Source organism: Actinoallomurus oryzae (genome assembly GCF_039541955.1).
Lineage (GTDB): Bacteria > Actinomycetota > Actinomycetes > Streptosporangiales > Streptosporangiaceae > Actinoallomurus > Actinoallomurus oryzae.
Genome location: NZ_BAABHF010000009.1, coordinates 376,379 through 396,725, shown reverse-complemented (window position 1 = coordinate 396,725; position 20,347 = coordinate 376,379). Strand labels below are relative to the sequence as shown.

Here is a 20,347-nt window from a genome sequence, read left to right as displayed (position 1 = left end):
GACCTCATCGTGAGCGTCATCGTCATTCAGTTCGTCACTCTGGACGGGATCGTCTCCGACCCGGACGGATCCGCGGGCACGCCGTCCGGCGGCTGGGCGTTCCGGCACGGGCCCGAGACCGTCGCCGGGGACAAGTTCCAGCTCGGCGCCACGCTGGACGAGGGTGTGATGCTGCTGGGGCGCAGCACGTGGGAGCTGTTCTCCCGGCTGTGGCCGGGCCGCGACGACCCGTTCTCCACGCGGATGAACGCCGCCTCGAAGCTGGTCGCCTCCCGTACGCTGACCGACCCGTCGGCGTGGGTGAACTCCCGGGTCATCGAGGGTGACCTCGTCGAGGTCGTCAAGCGTGAACGGCGCGATGTGGTCGTCACCGGCAGCCTCAGCGTCGTGCGCGCGCTGATGGGCGAGGACCTGATCGATGAGTACCGGCTGCTGACCTTCCCGACGATCCTCGGCAGCGGGGAGCGGCTGTTCCCCGCCGGCGGCCCGCCCGCCCACCTGGAGTGCCGTTCGGCCGAGATGAACGGCGCCGCCGTTTTCACCCGGTACGTCAGGGAGCGTCGATAGCACGTCCTCGCCCCGGGATGACGACGTCCCCGTTCTTGTCGGAGATATCGGCCAGTGCCGCCATCAGCGGCCCCCTCTGGGCCGGCCCTCTACGCGAGGACGGCTGAGAGCTCCGGGTGAGCGTCGAGGGCCCTGGCGGTGACGTCGGAGGGAGCGGCGGCGATGACGCGGTCGAGGGCGGCACGTGAGGTCTGCAGATCGGTGATGGCCCGGGTGATCCGGTCACGCTCCCGGGCCAGGTCGGCGAGCAGGTCCGGGCAGGTGGGCACGAGGTGCTCCTCCTCGTCGCGCAGGCACGGCAGGACCGTGGCGATGGCGGTGGTGTTCAGCCCGGCGGCCAGCAGGCCGCGGATGCGGCGGACCGTGACAACATCCGCTTCGTCGTACTCCCGGTAACCGCTGGAGCGGCGCCGGGGCCGGAGGAGGTCCTGCTCCTCGTAGTAACGCAGCAGCCGCTCGTGCACGCCGGTCCGCCTGGACAGTTCGCCGATCCGCACCCGGTCCTCCGGTGAAGACTTGACTCTCACATCTATGTGAGAGTTTAGCGTCCAGGCATGTCGAAGAAGACGTCCGCCAGGACGCGATGGTCGGCCCTGACCGCGCTGACCGGATGCGTCTTCACGGTGGGCACGGCGGAGTACGTGATGGTGGGCCTGCTGCCGACGCTCTCGGCCGGCCTGCGGGTGCCCGTGCCGTCCGCCGGACTGCTCGTGTCCTGGTACGCCCTGACGGTGGCCGTCGGCGGGCCGCTCGTGACCGCGCTGACCCTCCGGCTGCCGCGCAAGGCGCTGCTCCTGGCCCTGCTGGTGGTGTTCGCGGGCGCCAACGCGGTCGCGGCGACGGCCGCCGGCTTCGGCATGCTGGTGGCGGCCCGGATGGTCACGGCTCTGACGCACAGCACGTCGTTCGCGGTCGCCGTCGTGCTCGCCGTCGGAATGGCCCCGCCGGCGCGCCGAGGTCAGGCGATCGCGGTGGTCTCGGCGGGCTGGAACCTCGCCACCGTGCTCGGCGCGCCGTTGGGCACCTGGCTCGGGCAGACGTACGGCTGGCGGACGACGTTCTGGGCCATCGTCGCCCTGAGCGCGCTGATGTTCGCCGCCGTCGCGGCGCTGACGGCCGGGCCCGCCGAGGAAGCCTCCCGTCCGTCGCGCGCCGAACTCTCGACGCTGCGTGAACGGCGGGTCGTGACGCTCCTCGGAATCATCGTCGTGTCCCAGGCCGGCCTGTTCGTCTTCTACACCTACATGTCTCCGTTCCTGGGCCTGCGCGGCTTCTCACCCCGGGCCGTCGCCCTCCTGCTCGCCGTGCTGGGCGCCGGGGGGCTCGTCGGCAACTTCGCCGGCGGGCGGCTGGCCGACCGCGCGCCGTGGGGCTCGCTGTTCACGACCCTCCTCGCCCTGGCCGGGACCCTCGCCGCTCTCACACTCGCCGGACGGCTCCACGCGACAACGGTCGCGACCGTCCTCGTGCTCGGCGTGGTGATGGGCGTGCTCATCCCGCTGCTGCAGGAACGGGCCCTCGCCGCCGCGCCCTCGGCCCCGACCCTCATCACGGCGACCAGCGCCTCGGCGTTCAACCTCGGTATCGCCGGCGGATCGTGGCTCGGCGGCCGAGCCCTCGACGCGGGCCTCGGCCTGGCGCACCTGCCCTGGGCGGGGGTCCCGGCCGTCCTCGCCGCGCTCCCGCTCACCGTCTACGCGGCCCGCGCCCACCGGAGCGATCCACGCCTCGCCGACCACCTTGTCCGAGTGAAGTGACACCACATCAGGGAGATTCATCAATGTCCGAACTCGCCTGCATCGTCCGCGGAAGCGGCCCCGGTCTCCTGCTCGCCCACGGGGGCGGCGGCGGCATCCAGGCCAACTACGGGCCGATCCTGGACGGACTGGCCGAGCGTTACCAAGTGATCGGCCCCGACTACCCCGGTACGGGCGGTACGCCCCGTGCCACGGAGCCGCTCACCCTGGACGGCCTCGCCGACGCGCTGGTCGAAGCCGCCGGCGAGGAGGGCGTCGAGACGTTCGCCATCGCCGGCTATTCACTGGGCGGCCCGGTGGCGATCCGCGCGGCCGTCCGCCACCCCGACCGGGTGACGGCCCTGGTCCTGACCGCGAGCTTCGCCCACCCGAGCGCCCGGATGCGACTCGCCACCCGGACCTGGCGGAAACTGCTCGACGAGGGAGATCCGCCCAGGCTCGCCGCCTTCCTCGCCCTGATCGGTGCGGGAGCGTCCTTCCTGGACCGGCTCTCCGCGGAGGAACTGGAGGCGATGCTGGCCGGGGCCGCCGCGACGGTACCCCCGGGCACCCCGGACCACGTCGATCTCGTCGAGGCCGTAGACGTCCGCGCCGACCTGACCCGGCTGGACATCCCCACGCTGGTGATATCGACGACCGAGGACCAGCTGGCGACGCCCTACCACCACCGTCAGCTGGCCGACGGCATCCCGGGCGCGAAGTTCGCCGAGATCGCCACCGGCCATCTGCCGTTCGCCGAACGCCCGCAGGAATGGCTGGGCCTCATCCGCGCCTTCCTCGACGAGGTGCACCGGTGACAGGTCCGCTGATTCAGGGGGCGTCGATGAGTTCGCCGTCGTCGGCGCGGTAGACGAGCATCCGGCCCGGCCGGGGCGTCACGTGCAGCGTGGCCCCCGGCTCCGGTTCGCGGCCTTCGGGGACGGTCAGCTGGACGTTCGGGCCGGTGGTCGCGAGGGTCACCAGCGAGGTCGTGCCCAGGTTCTCCACGATTTCGACGGTGCCCTTGATGCCCTCCTCCGACTCGGTCAGGTACTCCGGCCGGATGCCCACGATCACCTTGTCGCCCGGGGCCAGCTCGGTGACGATGTCCTCCGGCACCGGCAGCCGTACGCCCGCGACCTCGATCCGGTGGCCCCACGACGTGGCGGTCTCGCCGTCGCCGGGCACGCACTCACCCTCCAGCAGGTTCATCGGCGTCGAGCCGATGAAGCCCGCGACGAAGACGTTCGCCGGTCGCTGGAACACCTCGCGCGGCGTGCCGAGCTGCCGGATGCGGCCCGACTCCATGACCGCGATCCGGTCGGCCAGGGCCAGGGCCTCCGCCTGGTCGTGGGTCACGAACACCGTGGTGACGCCCAGGTCGTGCTGGAGCTTCTTGAGGAACGTTCGGGCCTCCAGCCGGAGCCGCGCGTCGAGGTTCGACAGCGGCTCGTCCAGCAGGAACACCGTCGGCTGCGCCGCCATGGCACGGGCCAGCGCGACGCGCTGCTGCTGACCGCCGGACAGCTGCGCCGGCCGCCGCTCCATCAACCCGCCGAGCGAGAGTCCCTCGCCCGTGGAGGCCGCCTTGGCCCGGCGCTCCGCCCGGCCCACCTTCTTGATCCGCAGTGGGTAGGCGATGTTGTCGGCCACCGTCATGTGCGGGAACAGCGCGTAGTCCTGGAACACCATCGCCACGTCCCGCGCGCCCGGCGGCACCCGGGTGACGTCGCGGTCACCGATGCGCAGCGTGCCGGACGACGCCGTCTCCAGACCCGCGATCGTGCGCAGCAGCGTCGTCTTCCCGCACCCGGACGGCCCGAGCAGGGCGAAGAACTCCCCGTCCTCGATCTGGAGCGACAGCGCGTCGAGCGCCGTCACGCCGCCGTCGAAGACCTTGGTCACCTCTTCCAGCGAGACCTTCACGCCTTGATCCCTCCGTGGAAGCGGAAGCCGTACCGGCGGCTGACGAACAGGAACATGATCACCACCGGGATCGAGTAGAGGAGAGAGAACGTCGAGATCAGCGCGAGGTTCGGCTGACCGCCCTCGGTGTAGAAGTTGTTGAGCGTGACCGCCGCCGGCTGCTTCTCCGGCGTCCGGTACAGCAGGAACGGCATGAGGAAGTTGCCCCACACGTTGACCACCGCCCAGACGGCGATCGTCGCGAGGCCCGGCCGGACGTTCGGCAGCACCACGTGGCCCAGCACCTGGAAGGAGTTCGCCCCGAACACCCGCGCCGACTCCTCGTAGGACTTGGGCATCGTGTCCATGAAGTCCTTGAGGATGAAGATCGCCGCGGGCAGCAGGCCGCCGGTCATGACGAGGATGACGCCGAGGTCCTTGTCCAGCAGGTGCAGCGTGAACATCAGCTGGAAGATCGGCACCATCGCGGACGTCCCCGTGATCACCGAGGACAGCAGCAGGAGGAGGTAGAGGATCCCGTCGCGGCCCGGGACGCGCACCCGGCTCAGCGCGTACGCCGCGAGCGCCGCGGCGCCGACCGTGACCAGCATCGTCCACAGCGACAGCACGGCCGAGTTGTACAGCGACGGCAGCGCGTTCGGGTCGTCGGTGAGGTGCTTGAAGTTGCCCAGCGTGAAGTCCGGCCATGAGACGGACAACGTCGGGTTCCGCGTGAACGGCGCGGTCACGAGCCACAGCATCGGCAGGGCGAAGAACGCCGTGACGAGCGCCACGAAGACGTAGAAGCCGATGCGCCGCACCACCTGGACGGGACTCACGCGCGCCTCCGCAGGATCCGGATGTAGGCGAGCGCCAGCAGCAGGTTGATCACCAGCATGATCAGGGAGATCGCGCTGGCGAAGCCGAGGCGTTCGCCCGGCAGGGCGGTCAGGTAGATGTAGACGGGCAGTACCGCCGAGGCGCCGTGCGGCTCCCCCTTGGTGATCAGGTACGGCGTGAAGTCGTTGAACGTCCACAGGCTGATCAGCAGCGTGTTGGTCAGGACGTGCCCGCGGATGCCGGGCAGGACGACGTCGCGCAACTGCTGCCAGCCGCTCGCACCGGCCAGCCGCGCGGACTCCAGCTGGCTCGGCGGCACGCTCGACAGCGCCGCGGTGAACAGCATCATCGAGAACGCCGTGCCCCGCCAGACGTTGAAGACGATCAGCGAGCCCATCGGGTGGTCGAACCACCAGTCGCGGCCGGGCGTGTGCAGGATCGCGTTCAGCGTGCCGCCCTGGTCCTTCAGGAACGCGATCCACAGCCAGGCGACGACGACGCCGGGCAGGATCCAGGCGAGCAGCACGAGTGTCTCGACGAGCGCGCGGGCCCAGCGCCGCGCGGAGCGCAGCGTCCAGGCGAGGACGAAGCCGAGGACGTTCTGCCCGATGATCGCCGAGCCGAGGACGAACAGCAGCGTACGGCCGAGGGCGTCGCGGAAGTCCTTGTCCCCGAGCGCGTGCGTGTAGTTCGCGGTGCCGACGACCTTCGGGTGCGCGGCCTGGAGGCCGGTGAGCCGGTAGTCGGTCAGCCCGAGGTACAGCGTCCACAGCGCCGGCAGGATCAGGAAGACCGTGATGAGCAGCAGCGCGGGCACCACGAAGGCCAGCCCCTGCCGCCGGTCGCCGCCGCCCGGCACCTCGCCACCGAGCGAGCGCCGGGCCGACGGCGGTTCCGTGCGCTGGGCCATCAGCCGGTGGTCACGTTCCCGGCGCCGCCGACGGCCTGGGTCAGGTTCTGCTGGTAGGTCTTGGCCGCCTTGTCCACGCTGTCGCCCGCGACGACGTCACCGGTCGCCTTCTGCAGGGCCGTGGACACCTGCGGGTAGGCGGCGAGGCCGGGCCGTACGTCGGTGATCGGCAGCACCTTGGTGGAGATGAAGTTCAGCAGGGGGTCGCCGGAGAGCAGCTCGGCGTTGACGTCCTGGCGTGGGCTGATGCCGACCGCGGAGCGCTGGACCTCGTCCTTGACCGCGTCGTGGGAGCCGATGAAGCTCAGCAGGTCCCAGACCAGCGAGGCGTTCTTGGTGTGCGGGTTGATCACCCAGCCGGAGCCACCGGACATGCTGACCGCGTTCTGGGCGCGGATGCCCTTTCCGGGGGACTGCGCGGGGATCAGCGTGTAGCCGACGTCCTTGTCGCGGTCGGGCATGGGGTCGATGCCGCCCTTGGGGTTGACCACCGAGCGCCAGAAGTAGTCGCCCTCCAGCAGGATGCCGAGCTTGTTCTTGGCGAACCGCTGGAACGACTCGTCGCGCCCCTGCGGGTTCTGCTGGAGCCGCGGGTCGCCGAGCCCGCTCGTGTACACCTGCCGGTAGAGGTCGAGCACGCTCCTGATCGGTGCGCTGTCACCCAGCCACCGGCCGTTCTCGTAGATCTCGTGGCCGGTGCCGACGAGCAGGGGGAGCACGCCCTGCATCGTCGTCGCCTCGGTCATCGCGGTGCCGGCGTTGAGCTGGATCGGGGTGACGCCGCTCAGCGACTTGAGCTTGCGGCCGGCGGCGAGGATGTCGTCCCAGCTCTTCGGCTGCCAGTCGGCCGGCAGGCCGGCCTTGGCGAACAACTGCTTGTTGTAGAAGACGACCCGGCCGTCGGTGCCGATCGGCAGGCCGTACTTCTTGCCGTTGAAGGCCATGATGTTCTGCACCGGGCCGGGGATCTGCTGGAGGCCCTCCCACCGGTCGGCCTGCGGGCCCACCACCTGGTCGAGCGGTTTGATGTACCCCGCCTGCGCGAACTCCCCGACCCAGATGCCGTCGATGGAGATCAGGTCGGCGCCGCCGCCGGTCTTCAGGTCGAGCGCGGTCTTCTGCTTGAACGGCGCGTCGTCCACTCCGGTGCCGTCGAAGCGCACCGTGACCTTCTTGCCCTTGGCCTTCTCCATCGCGGTGAACTTGGGGATCACGTAGTCGGTGATCCATGCGGCCTCGTTGGCGTTCTTTCCGCCCTTGACGGCGTTGGCGCTGATGCGGATCGTGATGCCGCCGCCACCACTCGCCCCACCGGAGCATCCGGACACCGTGAGACCGGTCGCCGCGATCAGGGCCGCCACCCGCGTGATCTTCATGCCGCAGCCTCCCAGGCAGGCATTTGCACTAATACCGGCGTTGCCGGAAGATTCCCACGATGATCAAAAGTTCACACCGGTACCGATGGTTACGATTTGGGATCATCGCGCGGGCCTGGGCTAGATTGCCGGGATGACGGAGACCGCCCCGCTCGAAGACCTGATCCAGGAAGGCCGGCTCTCGCCGTCCGTGCCCGCGAAGATCGGCCGCCACGACGTGCTGGTCGAGGCCGGCCCGATCGGGACGAGCGTCTACCAGATCCGGGGCGAGCGGGTGCTCACGGTGCGCGGCAACCGGGGGTACCGCGAAGAGATCGTCGCCGCGCTCCTGGACGCCGTGGACGACCTCGCCGACGCCGACGACCTCGGCTCGGTCGTACGGCTGCGCCCGATCGAGGTGCCGGGGTTCGCGCTGGACCGGGCCGCCCTGCTCGGCCCCGGGCACACCGACTTCTTCAAGAACACGCCGCTGGCGGACCGTGGCATGCAGGTGATCCCGGTGCACCGTTCCGAGGCCGTCGACGGCGAGGAGTGCGACGCCTTCTGGCCGGGCGTCATCGGCAAGAACCTGGCCATCCGGCACCTCGACTGGACCCGCGAGCCGTCCCCGCGGGCCGACGTGCGGCGCCTGGACGACGGCGAGGGCGGTCTGTACCGGCGCCGGGGCAGCCGCAGGAGCCCGAAACCGGGGCTGGTGAAGGCGGAGATCGTCCTGAAGCACGACCTCCCCGGCCTGCTGGACGGCGTCCGGCTGTCCGTGATGGACGTGCGCGGCCACGACCTGCGGGTGCACCGTGAGTGGGACCGGCTGCGCGGCACACTCCGCGTCCCGGGTGAGGCCGAGGTCGTCGACGTGGACGTCCCCCGCCTTTCGGCCTGGGACCTCTTCGGCCCGCTGTTCGCCGGCGCCGCCTTCGACGCGGCCGCACTGGCGGCGGCATCGGCGTCGCCGCCGGAGGACATGCTGGAGATGCGGGTGAACGACGAAGGGCGTCGACGGTACGACAGCGTGGCCCACCCCGCCTCACTGGAGGAGTGCCTGGAGTGGCTGCGGGCGCTGTGCCCCACCAACGGCAACTTCCTGGTCTTTTGCGGAAAATCAGGCGGTTGTGTCCAGATGATGTGGCAGTCGGAGTCCGAGTCGCAGGAGCCGCGGCTCTGGCTGGAGACCCCCGAGCTTGAGCACCGCCGCTCACGTGGCCGTCACGTCACCCTCGACGAGGCAGAACGGATGATCACGGTCCTCGCTCGCGAGGACCGGGTGGCCGTGGACGACCTCGGCGATCTCGAACACGTCCCGTTCTAGGCATGCCCCTCACGGGGCCGGTCTGAGGGCGAGAACCGCCATGTCGTCCTGGCGCTGTCCGCCGGTCCAGCGCGTGACGCTGCGCGCCAGGGAGTCCACCAGCTCGCGCGGGGTGGAGGACCGGATGTGGGCCAGCCCGACGACGGGGTCGTAGAAGGTTCCGTCCCGGCCGCGGGCCTCGGTGATCCCGTCGGTCACCAGCAGCAGCGTGGCGCCCGGAGGCCAGTCGACGGTGTCCGGCCGGGCCGCGTCGTCCGCCGCCGGCAGGTCCATGCCGAGGGGAAGGCCGGGGGCGCTCGGCTCCAGCATGGTCACCTCGCCGGTCCTCAGGAGGTACGGCGCCGTGTGCCCCCGGCTGAGAAGCGACACCTTGGTCGCGTCCGGCGCGATCTCGACGAGCAGGGCGGTGACGAAGCTCTCGAAATGATCGACCTTGCTGGGATCCTTCTCCACGGTGAGTGCGTTGTGCAGGCGATCGGCCAGCTCCGAGAGCGTCGCCGCCCTCCCGGCCTCGTGACGGAACGCGCCGATCACCTGGCAGACGGTGGACACCGCCGGCAGTCCCTTGCCGCGGACGTCGCCGATGATCGCACGGACGCCGAACGGCGTGGCCCGCACCGCGTACAGGTCCCCACCGACCTGGGCCTCCGCCTGGGCCGCTTCGTAACGGGCGGCGATCTGCAGCGAACCCAGGCGCGTCGGTGGATCCGGCAGCACGGCGCGCTGGGCCGCCTCCGCGATGTCCTGGGCGACCGCCAGGTGCCGGCTCTGCCGGTCCAGCAGCCACTTGACCCACAGCCCGATCACGCTGACCAGCAGCACGACCGCCAGATCGACGAACAGCGGCGCCGCGGGACGGCGCAGTTGAAGGTCGACGCCAACGACGATCACACCGACCACGGCGACGGTGACGATGCTCGTCCGCCAGCGGAACAGCACACTGGCGACGAGTGGCGCCGACGCCAGGAACGGCAGGCCGAGGTACGGCTCCGGACCGAACAGATCGGCGGCCGCACCGCCCAGAATCATCAACACCGGCACACCGCGTAGGACCACGACCGGGTTGGCGCGGATGTGCTTCATGCCTCCCCCAGAGAGCCAACGGCTCGCAAAAGCCCTGGTTAGGCACAATACCCGCGCCTGGAGATGCGGTAGTCGCTCGGCTACTCCGAGAGTACTTCGGCGGCGGCGGTGCGCCCGGCCGCGCGGCCGAAGACGGCGGCGCGCATGAGGGCGGCGCGCATGAGGGCGGCACCGCGAGCACCTGATCGCGATCTCGACCTGCCCTGCCCGGCTCCTGCGCGGCGTTACATCACCGCGGCGGTCTCCAGCGGTCCGGCGGTGATGCGAATGGTCCGGATCCGGAGCGGTTCCCCGTCGTCGAGGTAGTAGATGTGCATGAAGGGCGCGCGCACCACCCGGTCCGGCTCGGTCTTCTTGGCCATGGTCGCCTCTCCGCGCAGGAGGCAGGCGTCGCCGGCGGTCCAGAACTCGAGCACCTCATGGGTGATGTTCAGCGGCTCGTCGATCCTGACGAAGAACGCCTTGATGGCCTCGGCGCCGCGTACGCGCTCGGTGCCGAAGAACATTTCGGTGTCCTCGGCCATGTGCGCGAACCCCGCTCCGAACTCCAGGGTGTCGATCTCGCGAATGATCTGGGAAACCCAGTCCGGCGTCACCGCCGGGGTCGCGTCGTGTGTCATGGCCGGCTCCATCAGACGGTGGCGATCTCAGCGACCCACGTCGAGTTGGTTCATCGCCATGCCAGGTTCCTCTCGCGAGACAGATTGCTACTAGTAGCATATTGGGACTAGTAGCAACACGCTACTAGCCGCGTGAGGGTGTGCTCTCCGTCGCCTCCAGGGGCATCAGGGCCGATGCGACGATCGGCTGGTGGCAGGCGCTGCAGGCGAGGTAGGGATTGGTCTCGTCGCCGCAGGTCGTGTGCAGCAGCGGACGGCGCGGCCCGTCATCGCCGTCGGCATGGCTCTCCGCCCACCGGGTGATCGTCACGATGGCCGGGACGACCAGTTCGCGGGCGGCCTCGGTGAGCTCGTACTCGTACCACGGCTTGTCGGACCGGTAGGCGCGCCTGGACAGCAGACCCAGGTCGGTGAGGTCGTTCAGGCGTGAAGTGAGGATGTTCGCCGAGATGCCGAGAGCGCGCTTGAGCTCACCGAACCGGCGGACGCCGAAGAACACCTCCCGCAGGATCTGGTAGTTCCAGCGCTCGGAGATCGTGGCGAGAAATGCCTGGCCGTGCTGGAACGTGACGTGCTCGGTGCGGTCGGCCACAGCCCCTCCATAGTTTCGGATCGCAACTAGTTCTTTCAACTTACTAGCTGAGATCATTTAACCCATGGTGGGGGAACGGCCCCGCGGGAGCCGAAGAAAAACCGCCCCCGGCCGAAGCCGGGGGCGGTCCGCGCGGAGACCAGCCGAACGCGAAGGCTCAGCCGAACAGTGCGGGCAGGGCGCCCTGGTAGACCTCGCGGAGTTCGGTCAGCGGGATGGAGAACTGGCCCTCGACGGTGAACGCGTCGCCGCCGACCACGCCCAGGCGCCGCACCGGTACGCGGGCGGCCTCGCACAGCTGCGCCACCCGTGCCTCGCGATCCGGGTGCACCGCCACCACCGCGCGGGCCACCGACTCGCTGAACAGCTCCACGAAGGGGTCGCCCGGCAGGGTCACCGTGCAGCCGAGGCCGCCGCGCAGGCACGACTCCAGCAGCGCCTGCGACAGCCCGCCGTCGGACAGGTCGTGCGCGGCGTCGAACAGGCTTTCGCGCGCCCCCGCCACCAGCACCGACGCCAGCGCGGCCTCGGCCGCCAGGTCCGGACGCGGCGGCAGGCCGCCGAGGTGACGGAACACGACGTTCGCCCACTCGGAGCCGCCGAACTCCGGCCGGGTCTCGCCGAGCAGCAGCAGCGACATGCCCTCGACGTTGAACGACATCTGGACCCGGCGGGTCACGTCGTCGTGGATGCCGAGCACGCCGATCACCGGGGTGGGGTTGATCGGCGTGGTGCCGGTCTGGTTGTAGAAACTCACGTTGCCGCCGGTCACCGGCACGCCGAGCGTCTGGCAGGCGTCCGCGAGGCCCTCGACGGCCTGCGCGAACTGCCACATCACGCCCGGGTCCTCCGGCGAACCGAAGTTGAGGCAGTTGGTGACCGCGAGCGGGCGGGCGCCGGTGGCCGCGACGTTGCGGTACGCCTCGGACAGCGCGAGCTGGGCCCCGGCGTACGGGTCGAGGCGGGCGTAGCGGCCGTTGCCGTCGGTGGCGAGCGCGATGCCCTGCGGGCCGTCGGCGATGCGGATCACCCCGGCGTCGTCCGGCATCGCCAGCACGGTGTTGCCCTGGACGTACTTGTCGTACTGGGAGGTCACGAAGGACTTGTCGGCGAGGTTGGGCGAGCCGGCGAGCCACATGACCGTGTCGCGCAGCTGTTCCGGCGTCGAGGGCCGGGGCAGCTTGTCCGGGGTGTCGGCCTGGAGCGCGTCGAGGTCGGCCGGTCGCTCGTACGGGCGTTCGTACACCGGGCCCTCGTCGGCGGCGGTGCCCGGCGGGATGTCGACGATCGTCTCGCCCCGCCAGGTCATGCGCAGCCGTCCGGTGTCGGTGACCGCGCCGATCACCGTCGCGGGCACGTCCCAGCGTTTGCAGAGCTCGAGGAAGCGCGCGACCTTGGCCGGCTCGACCACGGCCATCATGCGCTCCTGCGACTCGCTCATCAGGATCTCTTCGGGCCGCAGCGTCGGGTCGCGCAGCGGGACGAGGTCGAGGTTCACGTCCATGCCGCCCGTGCCGGCCGCGGCCAGCTCGGTGGTGGCGCAGGAGACACCGGCGGCGCCGAGGTCCTGGATGCCGACGACGAGGTCCTCGGCGAAGATCTCCATGCAGCACTCGGTGAGGAGCTTCTCCATGAACGGGTCGCCGACCTGCACCGACGGGCGCTTCTGGTGGGAGGCCTCGTCGAAGGTGGCGCTCGCCAGCACGGACGCGCCGCCGATGCCGTCCGGCCCGGTGCCCGCGCCGAACAGGATGACCTGGTTGCCCGGGCCGGGGGCGGTCGCCCGCTTGATGCCCTCCGGCTTGAGCACGCCGACGCACAGAGCGTTCACCAGCGGGTTCGCGCCGTAACAGGGGTCGAAGACGACCTCGCCGCCGATGTTGGGCAGGCCCAGGCAGTTGCCGTACCCGCCGACGCCGCGCACGACCCCGTCGAGCACCCGGCGGGTGTCGGGCGCGTCCGGCGCCCCGAACCGCAGGGAGTCCATGACCGCGACCGGCCGGGCGCCCATCGACAGGATGTCGCGGACGATGCCGCCGACGCCCGTGGCCGCCCCCTGATACGGCTCGACGTAGGACGGGTGGTTGTGCGACTCGATCTTGAAGGTGACGGCCCAGCCGTTGCCGACGTCGACGACGCCGGCGTTCTCCCCCATGCCGACGAGCAGGGCGTCGCTCTGCGGCGCCTTCTCACCGAACTTGCGCAGGTGCACCCGCGAGCTCTTGTACGAGCAGTGCTCGCTCCACATCACCGAGTAGATCGCCAGCTCGGCCGAGGTCGGCCGGCGGCCCAGGATCCGCTGGACGCGGGCGAACTCCTCGTCGTTCATGCCGAGCTCGGCGTAGGGCAGCGCGACCTCGGGGGTCTGGGCGGCGCGCGCGACCGTGTCGAACACGGGCCGCGCCGGCTCGTTGCTCGGAAGGGTCATGCCGAGACCATCCGCTGGACCACGGAGGTGAAGAAGCCGAGACCCTCGCTGGAGGGCCCGGTGAGGGCCTCCACGGCGTGCTCGGGGTGGGGCATCAGGCCGACGACGTTGCCCGCCTCGTTGCAGATGCCCGCGATGTCGCCCAGGGAGCCGTTGGGGTTCACGTCGACGTAGCGCGCCACGACGCGCCCGGACGACTCCAGCTCCTCCAGCGTCTGCGGGTCGGCGATGAAGCAGCCGTCGATGTTCTTGATCGGGATGACGATCTCCTGACCTTCGTCGTACGCGCGGGTCCAGGCGGTCTTGGCGTTTTCGACCCGCAGCCGCTGGGCACGGCAGACGAAGTGCAGGCTCGCGTTGCGGGTCAGCGCGCCGGGCAGCAGGTGGGACTCGCACAGGACCTGGAAGCCGTTGCAGATGCCGAGCACGGGCATGCCGCCCCGGGCGGCGTCGACCAGGCGCTCCATCAGCGGCGCGAACCGGGCGATCGCGCCGGCACGGAGGTAATCGCCGTAGGAGAAGCCGCCCGGCAGGATGACGGCGTCGACCCCGGCCAGGTCCGTCGCCGCGTGCCACAGGGGCACAGGCTCGGCGCCGGCGAGGCGCACCGCTCGCGCCGCGTCGCGGTCGTCGAGTGATCCGGGGAAGGTGATGACGCCCACGCGGGCTGTCATGGGCACACTCCGATCAAGGTGATACGGGGACGCCCATCAGTTTATCCGGGCCCTAGCCTGCGGTTTTCAGCAGTTCGGGGTGGTGGTGCCGGGCGGCGGTCTCGTCCTGCCAGCTGAGACGCTTCTGGAGGTAGACGACCGTGCCGGTGTCGGGGCGGCTGTCGAAGCTGACGTCGTCGACGAGTGCCTTCATGATCGTTATTCCGCGCCCGGACTCGGAGTCCGGGGGGACGCTTTTCTCGGTCTCGCCCGTGAAACCCTGCCCGCGGTCGACGATCTTGAGCACGCACTCGCCGCCGTCGATGCCGGCGATCACTTCATAGCGGGACGTCGCGTCCGCGTGCTGAACGACATTGGTGCACGCCTCAGAGATGGCGACGAGGATGTCGGCGACGCACGCCTCCGACACACCGAGTCCGCGCAGCGTGTCACCCAGGATCCGCCTGATGACCGGCACGCTGAGGGTCTCACGCGGAAGGTCGAGTGAGAACTTCATGTCTACCGGCCACCTCGTGTCGCTGTCCTTACCCCGTGACATGGGACTCGCCCCGTCTCCGTCGAAAATCTTCGAACGTTGGTAAGGCTTCCCCACGCGAAACTGCCGTAATCGCGTCTCCGGCTATCTTTGAGCCACTATTCCGCGCGGAGTTCGAACGTTTCGATGACGGGGTTGGCGAGGAGCGTCTCCGCCATCTTGCGAACACGTTCGATGGCCGCCTCGTCCGCCGGCCCCTCCAGCTCGATCTCGAACCGCTTGCCCTGGCGCACGCCGGTCACGCCTTCGAATCCCAACCGGGGCAGCGCGCGCGCCACCGCCTGACCCTGGGAATCGAGAATTTCCGGCTTGAGCATCACCTCGACGACGAAGCGTGCCACGACTGCCCCTCCCTGATCTGCGGATTTCGTACGGCACCGAAGCGTACGGCACGGCGCCCGGACACCGTCACGTCGGTGTGAGGCGCTATATATGGATCGTTCACCGCAATCTCCCCTGCCCCCGGAGTCACGGCCGATGCAGATCGATGAGCTGACCGAACCGGAGCGCCTCCTCTGGGAAGCGTTCCCGCGCGGAGAGCCGGTCGACCTGTCCGGTGGCGACCACGACTTCGACAGCACGAACGCCTGGGGGCCCGAGCGCACCGTCCGCGCCGAGGTGATCTCCTCCCTGCTGCTGGGCGCCCAGGACGACGAGCCGGGGCACGTCGCGGCGGTACGCCTGACCGGGGCGCGCATCACCGGCACGCTCAACCTCGGCCACGCCCACGTGACCGTCCCGCTCGCGCTGACCGCCTGCCAGTTCACCGACGCGCCGCACCTCTACTGGGCGCAGCTGCGCAGCGTCCACCTCATGCGCTGCCGGCTGCCGGGGCTGGTCGCCTCCGGGGCCCGCGTCGACGGCCACCTGTGGCTGGAGGGCAGCCACATCTACGGCGGCGTCTGGCTGGACAGCTGCCGCATCACCGGCATTCTCAACCTCACCGCCGCGCACCTGTCCCACCCGACCGGCGACGCGCCGCTGCTCGCCGACCGGCTGATCGTGGACAACAACGTCTACTGCGACCAGGGCTTCACCGTCGAGGGCGAGGTACGCCTGCCGGGCGCCCAGGTCGGCGGCCAGCTGATCTTCCGCGGCGCGCGGCTGCGCAACCCCAAGGGCCTGGCGCTGTACGCGAGCCGGCTCTCGGTCGCGGCGAACGTCTTCTGCGACGGCGGGTTCTCCGCCGAGGGGGAGATCCGGCTGCGGGGCGGGCGGATCGGCGGCTACCTGTCTCTGGTCGGCGCGTCGATCAGCCACCCGGGCCGCATGGCGCTGAACTGCGACGACCTGAGCATCGAGACCGACATCTACTGCTCGGACGGGTTCCGCGCCGACGGCGGGGTCAGCCTGTCCGGCGCGCGGGTCGGCGGGCTGCTCAGCCTGCGCGGCGGCCGGTTGAAGAACCCCGCCGGCGTCGCGCTCAGCCTCCAGCGGCTCCAGGCGGAGGAGGTGCTGCTGCGCCCGGCCGAGCCCATCGCCGGCACGGTCGACATGCGGTACGCCCGCATCAAGCTGCTCCGCGACGACCCGCTCTCCTGGGCGCCGCGCTACACCCTCGACGGCCTCACCTACGACACGATCGACCCGCCGCTGACCGCGGGGGAACGCCTCAAGTGGCTGGAGCGCGACGGCGACGGCTACGTGCCGCAGCCGTACGAGCGGCTCGCCGAGACCTACCGCACGCTCGGCCACGACGGTGAACGCCGGGTGGTGCTGCTCGCCAAGCAGCGCCGCCGCCGCGCCACCCAGACCGTGCCGCTGCGGGTCTGGGGGTACGTCCAGGACTGGACGGTCGGCTACGGCTACCGGCCGTTCCTGGCCGGCGCCTGGCTCGTGGCGCTCCTGGCGTTCGGCACGGTGATCTTCCAGCACCAGCCGAAGATCACCGAACCGGGGCACAACACCGAGTTCAACCCGTTCCTCTACACGCTCGACCTGCTGCTACCGGTCGGCTCGCTCGGCCAGGAGGGGGAGTTCGCACCGCACGGCGTCTACCTGTGGATCTCCGACGCGCTCGTCGCGGCGGGCTTCCTCCTCGGCCTGACCGTCGCGGCCGGCGCCACCCGGGTGCTGCGGCGCGACTGAGCGCGTCACGGGCCGGGCGGCGGACCCGGTTCGCCGTTCAGGAACGGTCCGCCGGCCGGTTGATGGACTCGATGGCCCTGGCGCGGGCCTCGTCGTCGACCTCGGGGACCCGGAACCCGCGGCTGCGGGCGTACCCGACCAGGTCGGGCTCTGGCGGGACGCCGTGCACGCGCAGGTGGTAGTGGACCGCGCCGGGCCAGATCCAGACGCCGTCGGTGTGGTAGGTCAGCGGGACCTCGTCGCGGCGTTCCGGATCGAGCGGGTCGGCGCCGAACCCGCGTGCCGCCAGGACGATCGGGGCCCGCTCCAGGTAGTGCAGCAGGGGGTCGCGCTGGTCGTCCGGGACGGGCGGGCGCTGGACGACCGGAGCCCCCGATGCGTCCGTGGAGTCGAAAACCCGGGCCATGGCCATCGCCGGCGGGACCGGCTGGGGCGTCCCGGTCAGCCCCCGTTCGCTCAGGTACGCCTCGAAGAGCGGGTGGGTGCGCCGGCTCAGCGAGACGATCAGCGCCTCCTCCTCGGCGGTGAGGCGGCGGCTCTCGCGATAGGCGGTCAACTCCAGCGCGTCCATCGTCTCGTACAGCGCCTTGACGGTGCCCTCGCCGAGCCGGTTCCGCGCCCGCGACCGCTCGACCGCCACGACGAACTCCTCGAAGGAGACCTCCTCGAAGTCGGCGCCGAAGTTGTAGGGGATCATCCCGAGGTAGCGCAGCTCCCGGCGGAACTCACCGCCGTAGGTGTTGAGGGCGAGGCAGGTCAGGCCGCCGCCCGGAGTCCCGACGAAGGCGACCGGCCGCCGCTCATAGACGAAGTACTGGGGAATGTCGCGCTTCACCACGGTGACGACGGAGACTTTCTGGTAGAAGACGTCCGTCCTGAGCATAGGGCCGCCAGCGCCATCCGGCGATCCTCGCAGCGTGTGAGTGATCCTTTCATCTCGCTCCGGCGAGGTGAGGGGACCCCCCACAAGACGCCGCCTCACAAGGGCCAGGCTCGGGTCCTTGCGCGGGCGAGGGTCTTGGGACCAAGCGGAACTCCGTCCGGTATGCGAAGGTAACGAAAATCCCAGTCGAACGCGCGCAAGGGATTCCCGCGGATTACGTAGCCGTCCGGGTCGTTACTATTGTCATGTACACGCCCTCCAAAGATGATCGAATGGGCGTGTTTCGCTCGGGCCTGAAGGTCCCAGTGGGAGCGTGTGATGCTTTTGATTCGCGCATTAATATCGTCGGCCCTTGACGTATCCAGATCCAAATCGCGGAAACCGGCCGCGATCTGGTGTGCGTCTTTGGCCGACTGGGTCATCGATGATCTTTTGGATGGTGCTTTCTGTCTCGGTTATCGTGGCATCCCAGCCCTTCAGGAGCCTTTGGGCTGTGTCGAGGTGTTCCTGCGCCTCTGCGAACTTCGCGTCGATGTGCCGCTGGACAAAACCCGCCTCCCACCGTTTCATGGCGTCGAGGTCGAGGGACATCTTGGTCGCTTTGTCCAAGGTGTGCGGGTCGTCGAGCATTTTCAGGAACGCTTTTTCGGCGTCAGGGTGGAGAGGCCTTGGGATGATGCGCTTCGGCACGTTGGCGAGAGCTCGTGCGAGTACAGCGGAATCGGTGGTGCCGAAGGCCGTCCAGGACGCGAGGCGGGACACCTCCGCCCGCCATGCCGCGTTATCGACCTTCTGCTGGGTCGTCACGGCGTCGTGGACCGTCCGTGCGATGACGTATTCCTCGGAAATCGTCTTGGACTTGGCGAGCGTCTTGTTCACCCGCGCCATCCCGCTCTCGAGCTTCCGGTTGACTCCGGTGAGTTCGTGGATCTCTGCGGTGACGCCGGAATCCTCCAGGGCATGTTTTCTCGCCGGAGCCCTCAGGAAGTCTTTTACCACCTTCCCGAACAGACCGAAGCTCGCCACGACCCGATGGAAGCACCGGCCGTCATAAATTCGATGAAATTCTGATGAACGACGGCGCCACCTGCGGATTCAGGGCTCCAGCGAGACGAGTCGGGTCTCGGTCATCTCGCGGATCGCGTACGCCGGGCCCTCGCGGGTGTTGCCGGAGTCGCGTACGCCGCCGTACGGCTGCTGGTCGACACGCGCCGTGGGCACCTCGTTGATCATCACGCCGCCGAACCGCAGCGTCCGCGCGGCCCGCAGCGCCTTGCCGAGGTCGGACGTGAACACGCCCGCCTGCAGGCCGTACCGCGCGTCGTTCGCGAGCGCCAGCGCCTCCTCGAAGGACCGGTAGCGCGTCAGCGTCACGACCGGCCCGAAGACCTCGTCGCGCTGGAGGTGCACGGTCGGCGGCGCGTCCTCGACCACCGCCGGGCGCAGCAGGCCCTCCGCGGTGACGTCGCCGCCGCACAGCACCTTGGCACCCGCGGTGACCGCCTCCTCGATCCACTCGACCACGCGTGCCGTGTCGTCCTTGCTGATCAGCGCGGACACCTCGGTGTGCTCGTCCAGCGGGTCGCCGAGCCGCAGGCTCTCCACACCGTGGACGAGCGCCGCGGTGAACTCGTCCGCGACGTCCTCGTGCACGTAGATCCGCTGCGTGGAGATGCACGACTGGCCAGCGTGCGCGAACCCGGCCGTCCGGGTCTTCTCGGCGGCCCGCGTCCAGTCGCCGTCGGTCTCGACGATCAGCGGGGAGTTCGACCCCAGCTCCAGCCGTACCTTCTTGCGCGGCGCCTTGCCCGCGATTGCCCAGCCCACCGGGGCCGACCCGGTGAACGTGACGTACGCGACGTCGTCGTGGGTGACCAGCGCGTCACCGACGACGGAGCCGGACCCGGTCACGACGTTCAGCCACCCCGGTGGCACGCCGAGGCCGTCCAGCAGTTCGGCGAGCAGCAGCGCCGACACCGGCGTCTGCGACGCGGGTTTCAGCACGACCGGGCAGCCCGCCGCGATCGCCGGCGCGACCTTGTGCGCCACGAGGTTCAGCGGGAAGTTGAACGGTGAGATCGCCGCGACCACGCCGACCGGCACCCGGAGCGTGAAGCCGAGCTTGCCGGCCCCCGCCACCGAGGCGTCCATGGGCACGACCTCGCCGGCGAGCCGCCGCGCCTCGGCCGCCGAGAACGCGAAGGTCTCCACCGCCCGCCGCGCCTCCCCGCGCGCCGTCGCGATCGGCTTGGCCGCCTCACACGCGATGGCGCGGGCGAAGTGCGCCAGCCGGGTGTTCAGCGCCGCGGCCGTCTGCTCCAGCACCCGGATCCGGTCCGCGCGGGGAAAGTCGTCGCGGTCGAGGGCCGTACGGGCGGCCGCCACCGCGCGGTTCACGTCATGGGGCCCGGCCGCGGGCACCCGCGCGACGACCGACCCGTCGTAGGGCGCGCGTACCTCGGTGGTGCCCTCCTCGCCCGTGGGCGGCCACTCGCCGTCGATCAGCATGCCCGGAAGCTCGAAGGGAGTCATGGCGGATCTCCTTTGACCTTCTCCCTTTACCGGACCCGTACCCCGTCATGGGCCCGGAACCGCACCAGTTCCGGACATCCTGGCGGCTGCGGCCGCCGCTTCGCACAAGCGCCTCTAGCGAACCGGTAGCCGTCATGCGTTGGTGCCACGGCACAACGTTCCGGGTACGTTTCCCGTAGCCGTCATGGCTTGCGCCCTACTTGGAGGTGTCTGCCACGATGACGGTGATACGGCGCCCGTACTCGCCGAGATCCGCGGGATGGGCGGCGCGT

The 20,347-nt window shown here is 70.1% G+C and carries 20 protein-coding genes; 5 read left to right on the top strand and 15 right to left on the bottom strand.

Translation table 11 applies throughout. The annotated features are described in order from the left end of the window. Positions 1-9 precede the first annotated feature (9 nt). Positions 10-567: a dihydrofolate reductase family protein gene (locus ABEA10_RS03610; RefSeq protein ID WP_345457350.1), complete on the top strand. Its 558-nt coding sequence runs from the start codon at positions 10-12 to the stop codon at positions 565-567. An 89-nt stretch (positions 568-656) separates the two neighbouring features. Here the strand turns inward: ABEA10_RS03610 and ABEA10_RS03605 are convergent, their stop codons facing one another. Further along, positions 657-1,094 (bottom strand): MerR family transcriptional regulator, encoded by a 438-nt coding sequence (locus ABEA10_RS03605; RefSeq protein WP_345457347.1) that lies wholly within the window; start codon positions 1,092-1,094, stop codon positions 657-659. Between the two features lie 27 nt (positions 1,095-1,121). Here ABEA10_RS03605 and ABEA10_RS03600 point away from each other — a divergent pair, with 27 nt between their 5' ends. After that, positions 1,122-2,324, top strand: a complete 1,203-nt coding sequence (locus tag ABEA10_RS03600) for an MFS transporter (RefSeq protein WP_345457344.1) — start codon at positions 1,122-1,124, stop codon at positions 2,322-2,324. A 23-nt stretch (positions 2,325-2,347) separates the two neighbouring features. After that, the gene (locus ABEA10_RS03595) at positions 2,348-3,121 is read left to right on the top strand and encodes an alpha/beta fold hydrolase (protein WP_345457341.1); all 774 of its coding nucleotides are present in this window, start codon (positions 2,348-2,350) and stop codon (positions 3,119-3,121) included. Positions 3,122-3,134: 13 nt separating this feature from the next. Here the strand turns inward: ABEA10_RS03595 and ABEA10_RS03590 are convergent, their stop codons facing one another. From ABEA10_RS03590 to ABEA10_RS03575, 4 genes are read right to left on the bottom strand one after another with little or no spacing between them, the layout of a single operon-like run. Further along, entirely contained in the window at positions 3,135-4,229 is a 1,095-nt protein-coding gene (locus tag ABEA10_RS03590) for an ABC transporter ATP-binding protein (protein WP_345457339.1), read from the bottom strand. Then, positions 4,226-5,047, bottom strand: a complete 822-nt coding sequence (locus ABEA10_RS03585) for a carbohydrate ABC transporter permease (RefSeq protein WP_329249966.1) — start codon at positions 5,045-5,047, stop codon at positions 4,226-4,228. Before ABEA10_RS03585 ends, ABEA10_RS03590 begins: the two co-directional genes overlap by 4 nt. Further along, positions 5,044-5,958 (bottom strand): carbohydrate ABC transporter permease, encoded by a 915-nt coding sequence (locus tag ABEA10_RS03580; protein WP_345457333.1) that lies wholly within the window; start codon positions 5,956-5,958, stop codon positions 5,044-5,046. The genes ABEA10_RS03585 and ABEA10_RS03580 overlap by 4 nt, the downstream gene beginning before the upstream one ends. Then, positions 5,958-7,334: an extracellular solute-binding protein gene (locus tag ABEA10_RS03575; protein ID WP_345457330.1), complete on the bottom strand. Its 1,377-nt coding sequence runs from the start codon at positions 7,332-7,334 to the stop codon at positions 5,958-5,960. The genes ABEA10_RS03580 and ABEA10_RS03575 overlap by 1 nt, the downstream gene beginning before the upstream one ends. Before the next feature lie 133 nt (positions 7,335-7,467). On the opposite strand from ABEA10_RS03575, the gene ABEA10_RS03570 reads away from it, so the two are divergent. Then, the gene (locus tag ABEA10_RS03570) at positions 7,468-8,640 is read left to right on the top strand and encodes a hypothetical protein (RefSeq protein WP_345457327.1); all 1,173 of its coding nucleotides are present in this window, start codon (positions 7,468-7,470) and stop codon (positions 8,638-8,640) included. Positions 8,641-8,649: 9 nt separating this feature from the next. On the opposite strand, the gene ABEA10_RS03565 is transcribed toward ABEA10_RS03570, so the two are convergent. The 7 genes from ABEA10_RS03565 to purS all read right to left on the bottom strand — a co-directional run bounded on the left by ABEA10_RS03565 (position 8,650) and on the right by purS (position 14,913). Next, positions 8,650-9,723: a PP2C family protein-serine/threonine phosphatase gene (locus ABEA10_RS03565; RefSeq protein ID WP_345457324.1), complete on the bottom strand. Its 1,074-nt coding sequence runs from the start codon at positions 9,721-9,723 to the stop codon at positions 8,650-8,652. A 224-nt stretch (positions 9,724-9,947) separates the two neighbouring features. Then, positions 9,948-10,343 carry a nuclear transport factor 2 family protein gene (locus tag ABEA10_RS03560; RefSeq protein WP_345457321.1) on the bottom strand — a complete coding sequence of 132 codons (396 nt, stop codon included), beginning with the start codon at positions 10,341-10,343 and terminating at the stop codon, positions 9,948-9,950. 124 nt (positions 10,344-10,467) lie between these two features. Further along, positions 10,468-10,935 (bottom strand): winged helix-turn-helix transcriptional regulator, encoded by a 468-nt coding sequence (locus ABEA10_RS03555; RefSeq protein WP_345457318.1) that lies wholly within the window; start codon positions 10,933-10,935, stop codon positions 10,468-10,470. Positions 10,936-11,092: 157 nt separating this feature from the next. Beyond that, positions 11,093-13,363 (bottom strand): phosphoribosylformylglycinamidine synthase subunit PurL, encoded by a 2,271-nt coding sequence (gene purL / locus ABEA10_RS03550; RefSeq protein WP_345457315.1) that lies wholly within the window; start codon positions 13,361-13,363, stop codon positions 11,093-11,095. Next, on the bottom strand, positions 13,360-14,037 hold the full coding sequence (gene purQ, locus ABEA10_RS03545; RefSeq protein ID WP_345457312.1) for a phosphoribosylformylglycinamidine synthase subunit PurQ: 678 nt from the start codon (positions 14,035-14,037) through the stop codon (positions 13,360-13,362). Before purQ ends, purL begins: the two co-directional genes overlap by 4 nt. Positions 14,038-14,089: 52 nt before the next feature. After that, positions 14,090-14,533 carry an ATP-binding protein gene (locus tag ABEA10_RS03540; RefSeq protein ID WP_345457309.1) on the bottom strand — a complete coding sequence of 148 codons (444 nt, stop codon included), beginning with the start codon at positions 14,531-14,533 and terminating at the stop codon, positions 14,090-14,092. Between the two features lie 137 nt (positions 14,534-14,670). Next, entirely contained in the window at positions 14,671-14,913 is a 243-nt protein-coding gene (purS, locus tag ABEA10_RS03535; protein ID WP_345457306.1) for a phosphoribosylformylglycinamidine synthase subunit PurS, read from the bottom strand. A gap of 136 nt (positions 14,914-15,049) precedes the next feature. On the opposite strand from purS, the gene ABEA10_RS03530 reads away from it, so the two are divergent. Continuing rightward, a complete protein-coding gene (locus ABEA10_RS03530) occupies positions 15,050-16,660 on the top strand; it encodes a hypothetical protein (protein WP_329250049.1) in 1,611 nt (536 codons plus the stop codon). 37 nt (positions 16,661-16,697) lie between these two features. Here the strand turns inward: ABEA10_RS03530 and ABEA10_RS03525 are convergent, their stop codons facing one another. From ABEA10_RS03525 to ABEA10_RS03515, 3 genes are all read right to left on the bottom strand, one after another. Next, positions 16,698-17,543: a hypothetical protein gene (locus ABEA10_RS03525; RefSeq protein WP_345457301.1), complete on the bottom strand. Its 846-nt coding sequence runs from the start codon at positions 17,541-17,543 to the stop codon at positions 16,698-16,700. 336 nt (positions 17,544-17,879) lie between these two features. Further along, a complete protein-coding gene (locus ABEA10_RS03520; protein ID WP_345457298.1) occupies positions 17,880-18,569 on the bottom strand; it encodes a hypothetical protein in 690 nt (229 codons plus the stop codon). 69 nt (positions 18,570-18,638) lie between these two features. Further along, positions 18,639-20,075, bottom strand: coding sequence for an aldehyde dehydrogenase family protein (locus tag ABEA10_RS03515; protein ID WP_345457295.1), 1,437 nt, complete (start codon positions 20,073-20,075; stop codon positions 18,639-18,641). Between the last annotated feature and the right edge of the window lie 272 nt (positions 20,076-20,347).

Excerpts from the sequence above, each read along its gene's own strand:
- ABEA10_RS03600 (WP_345457344.1), top strand. The coding sequence starts at position 1,122 with ATGTCGAAGAAGACGTCCGCCAGGACGCGATGGTCGGCCCTGACCGCG.
- ABEA10_RS03570 (WP_345457327.1), top strand. The coding sequence starts at position 7,468 with ATGACGGAGACCGCCCCGCTCGAAGACCTGATCCAGGAAGGCCGGCTC.
- ABEA10_RS03565 (WP_345457324.1), bottom strand. The coding sequence starts at position 9,723 with ATGAAGCACATCCGCGCCAACCCGGTCGTGGTCCTACGCGGTGTGCCG.
- purL (WP_345457315.1), bottom strand. The coding sequence starts at position 13,363 with ATGACCCTTCCGAGCAACGAGCCGGCGCGGCCCGTGTTCGACACGGTC.
- ABEA10_RS03525 (WP_345457301.1), bottom strand. The coding sequence starts at position 17,543 with ATGCTCAGGACGGACGTCTTCTACCAGAAAGTCTCCGTCGTCACCGTG.
- ABEA10_RS03575 (WP_345457330.1), bottom strand. The coding sequence starts at position 7,334 with ATGAAGATCACGCGGGTGGCGGCCCTGATCGCGGCGACCGGTCTCACG.
- ABEA10_RS03540 (WP_345457309.1), bottom strand. The coding sequence starts at position 14,533 with ATGAAGTTCTCACTCGACCTTCCGCGTGAGACCCTCAGCGTGCCGGTC.
- ABEA10_RS03595 (WP_345457341.1), top strand. The coding sequence starts at position 2,348 with ATGTCCGAACTCGCCTGCATCGTCCGCGGAAGCGGCCCCGGTCTCCTG.
- ABEA10_RS03515 (WP_345457295.1), bottom strand. The coding sequence starts at position 20,075 with ATGACTCCCTTCGAGCTTCCGGGCATGCTGATCGACGGCGAGTGGCCG.
- ABEA10_RS03580 (WP_345457333.1), bottom strand. The coding sequence starts at position 5,958 with ATGGCCCAGCGCACGGAACCGCCGTCGGCCCGGCGCTCGCTCGGTGGC.
- ABEA10_RS03530 (WP_329250049.1), top strand. The coding sequence starts at position 15,050 with ATGCAGATCGATGAGCTGACCGAACCGGAGCGCCTCCTCTGGGAAGCG.
- purQ (WP_345457312.1), bottom strand. The coding sequence starts at position 14,037 with ATGACAGCCCGCGTGGGCGTCATCACCTTCCCCGGATCACTCGACGAC.
- ABEA10_RS03560 (WP_345457321.1), bottom strand. The coding sequence starts at position 10,343 with ATGACACACGACGCGACCCCGGCGGTGACGCCGGACTGGGTTTCCCAG.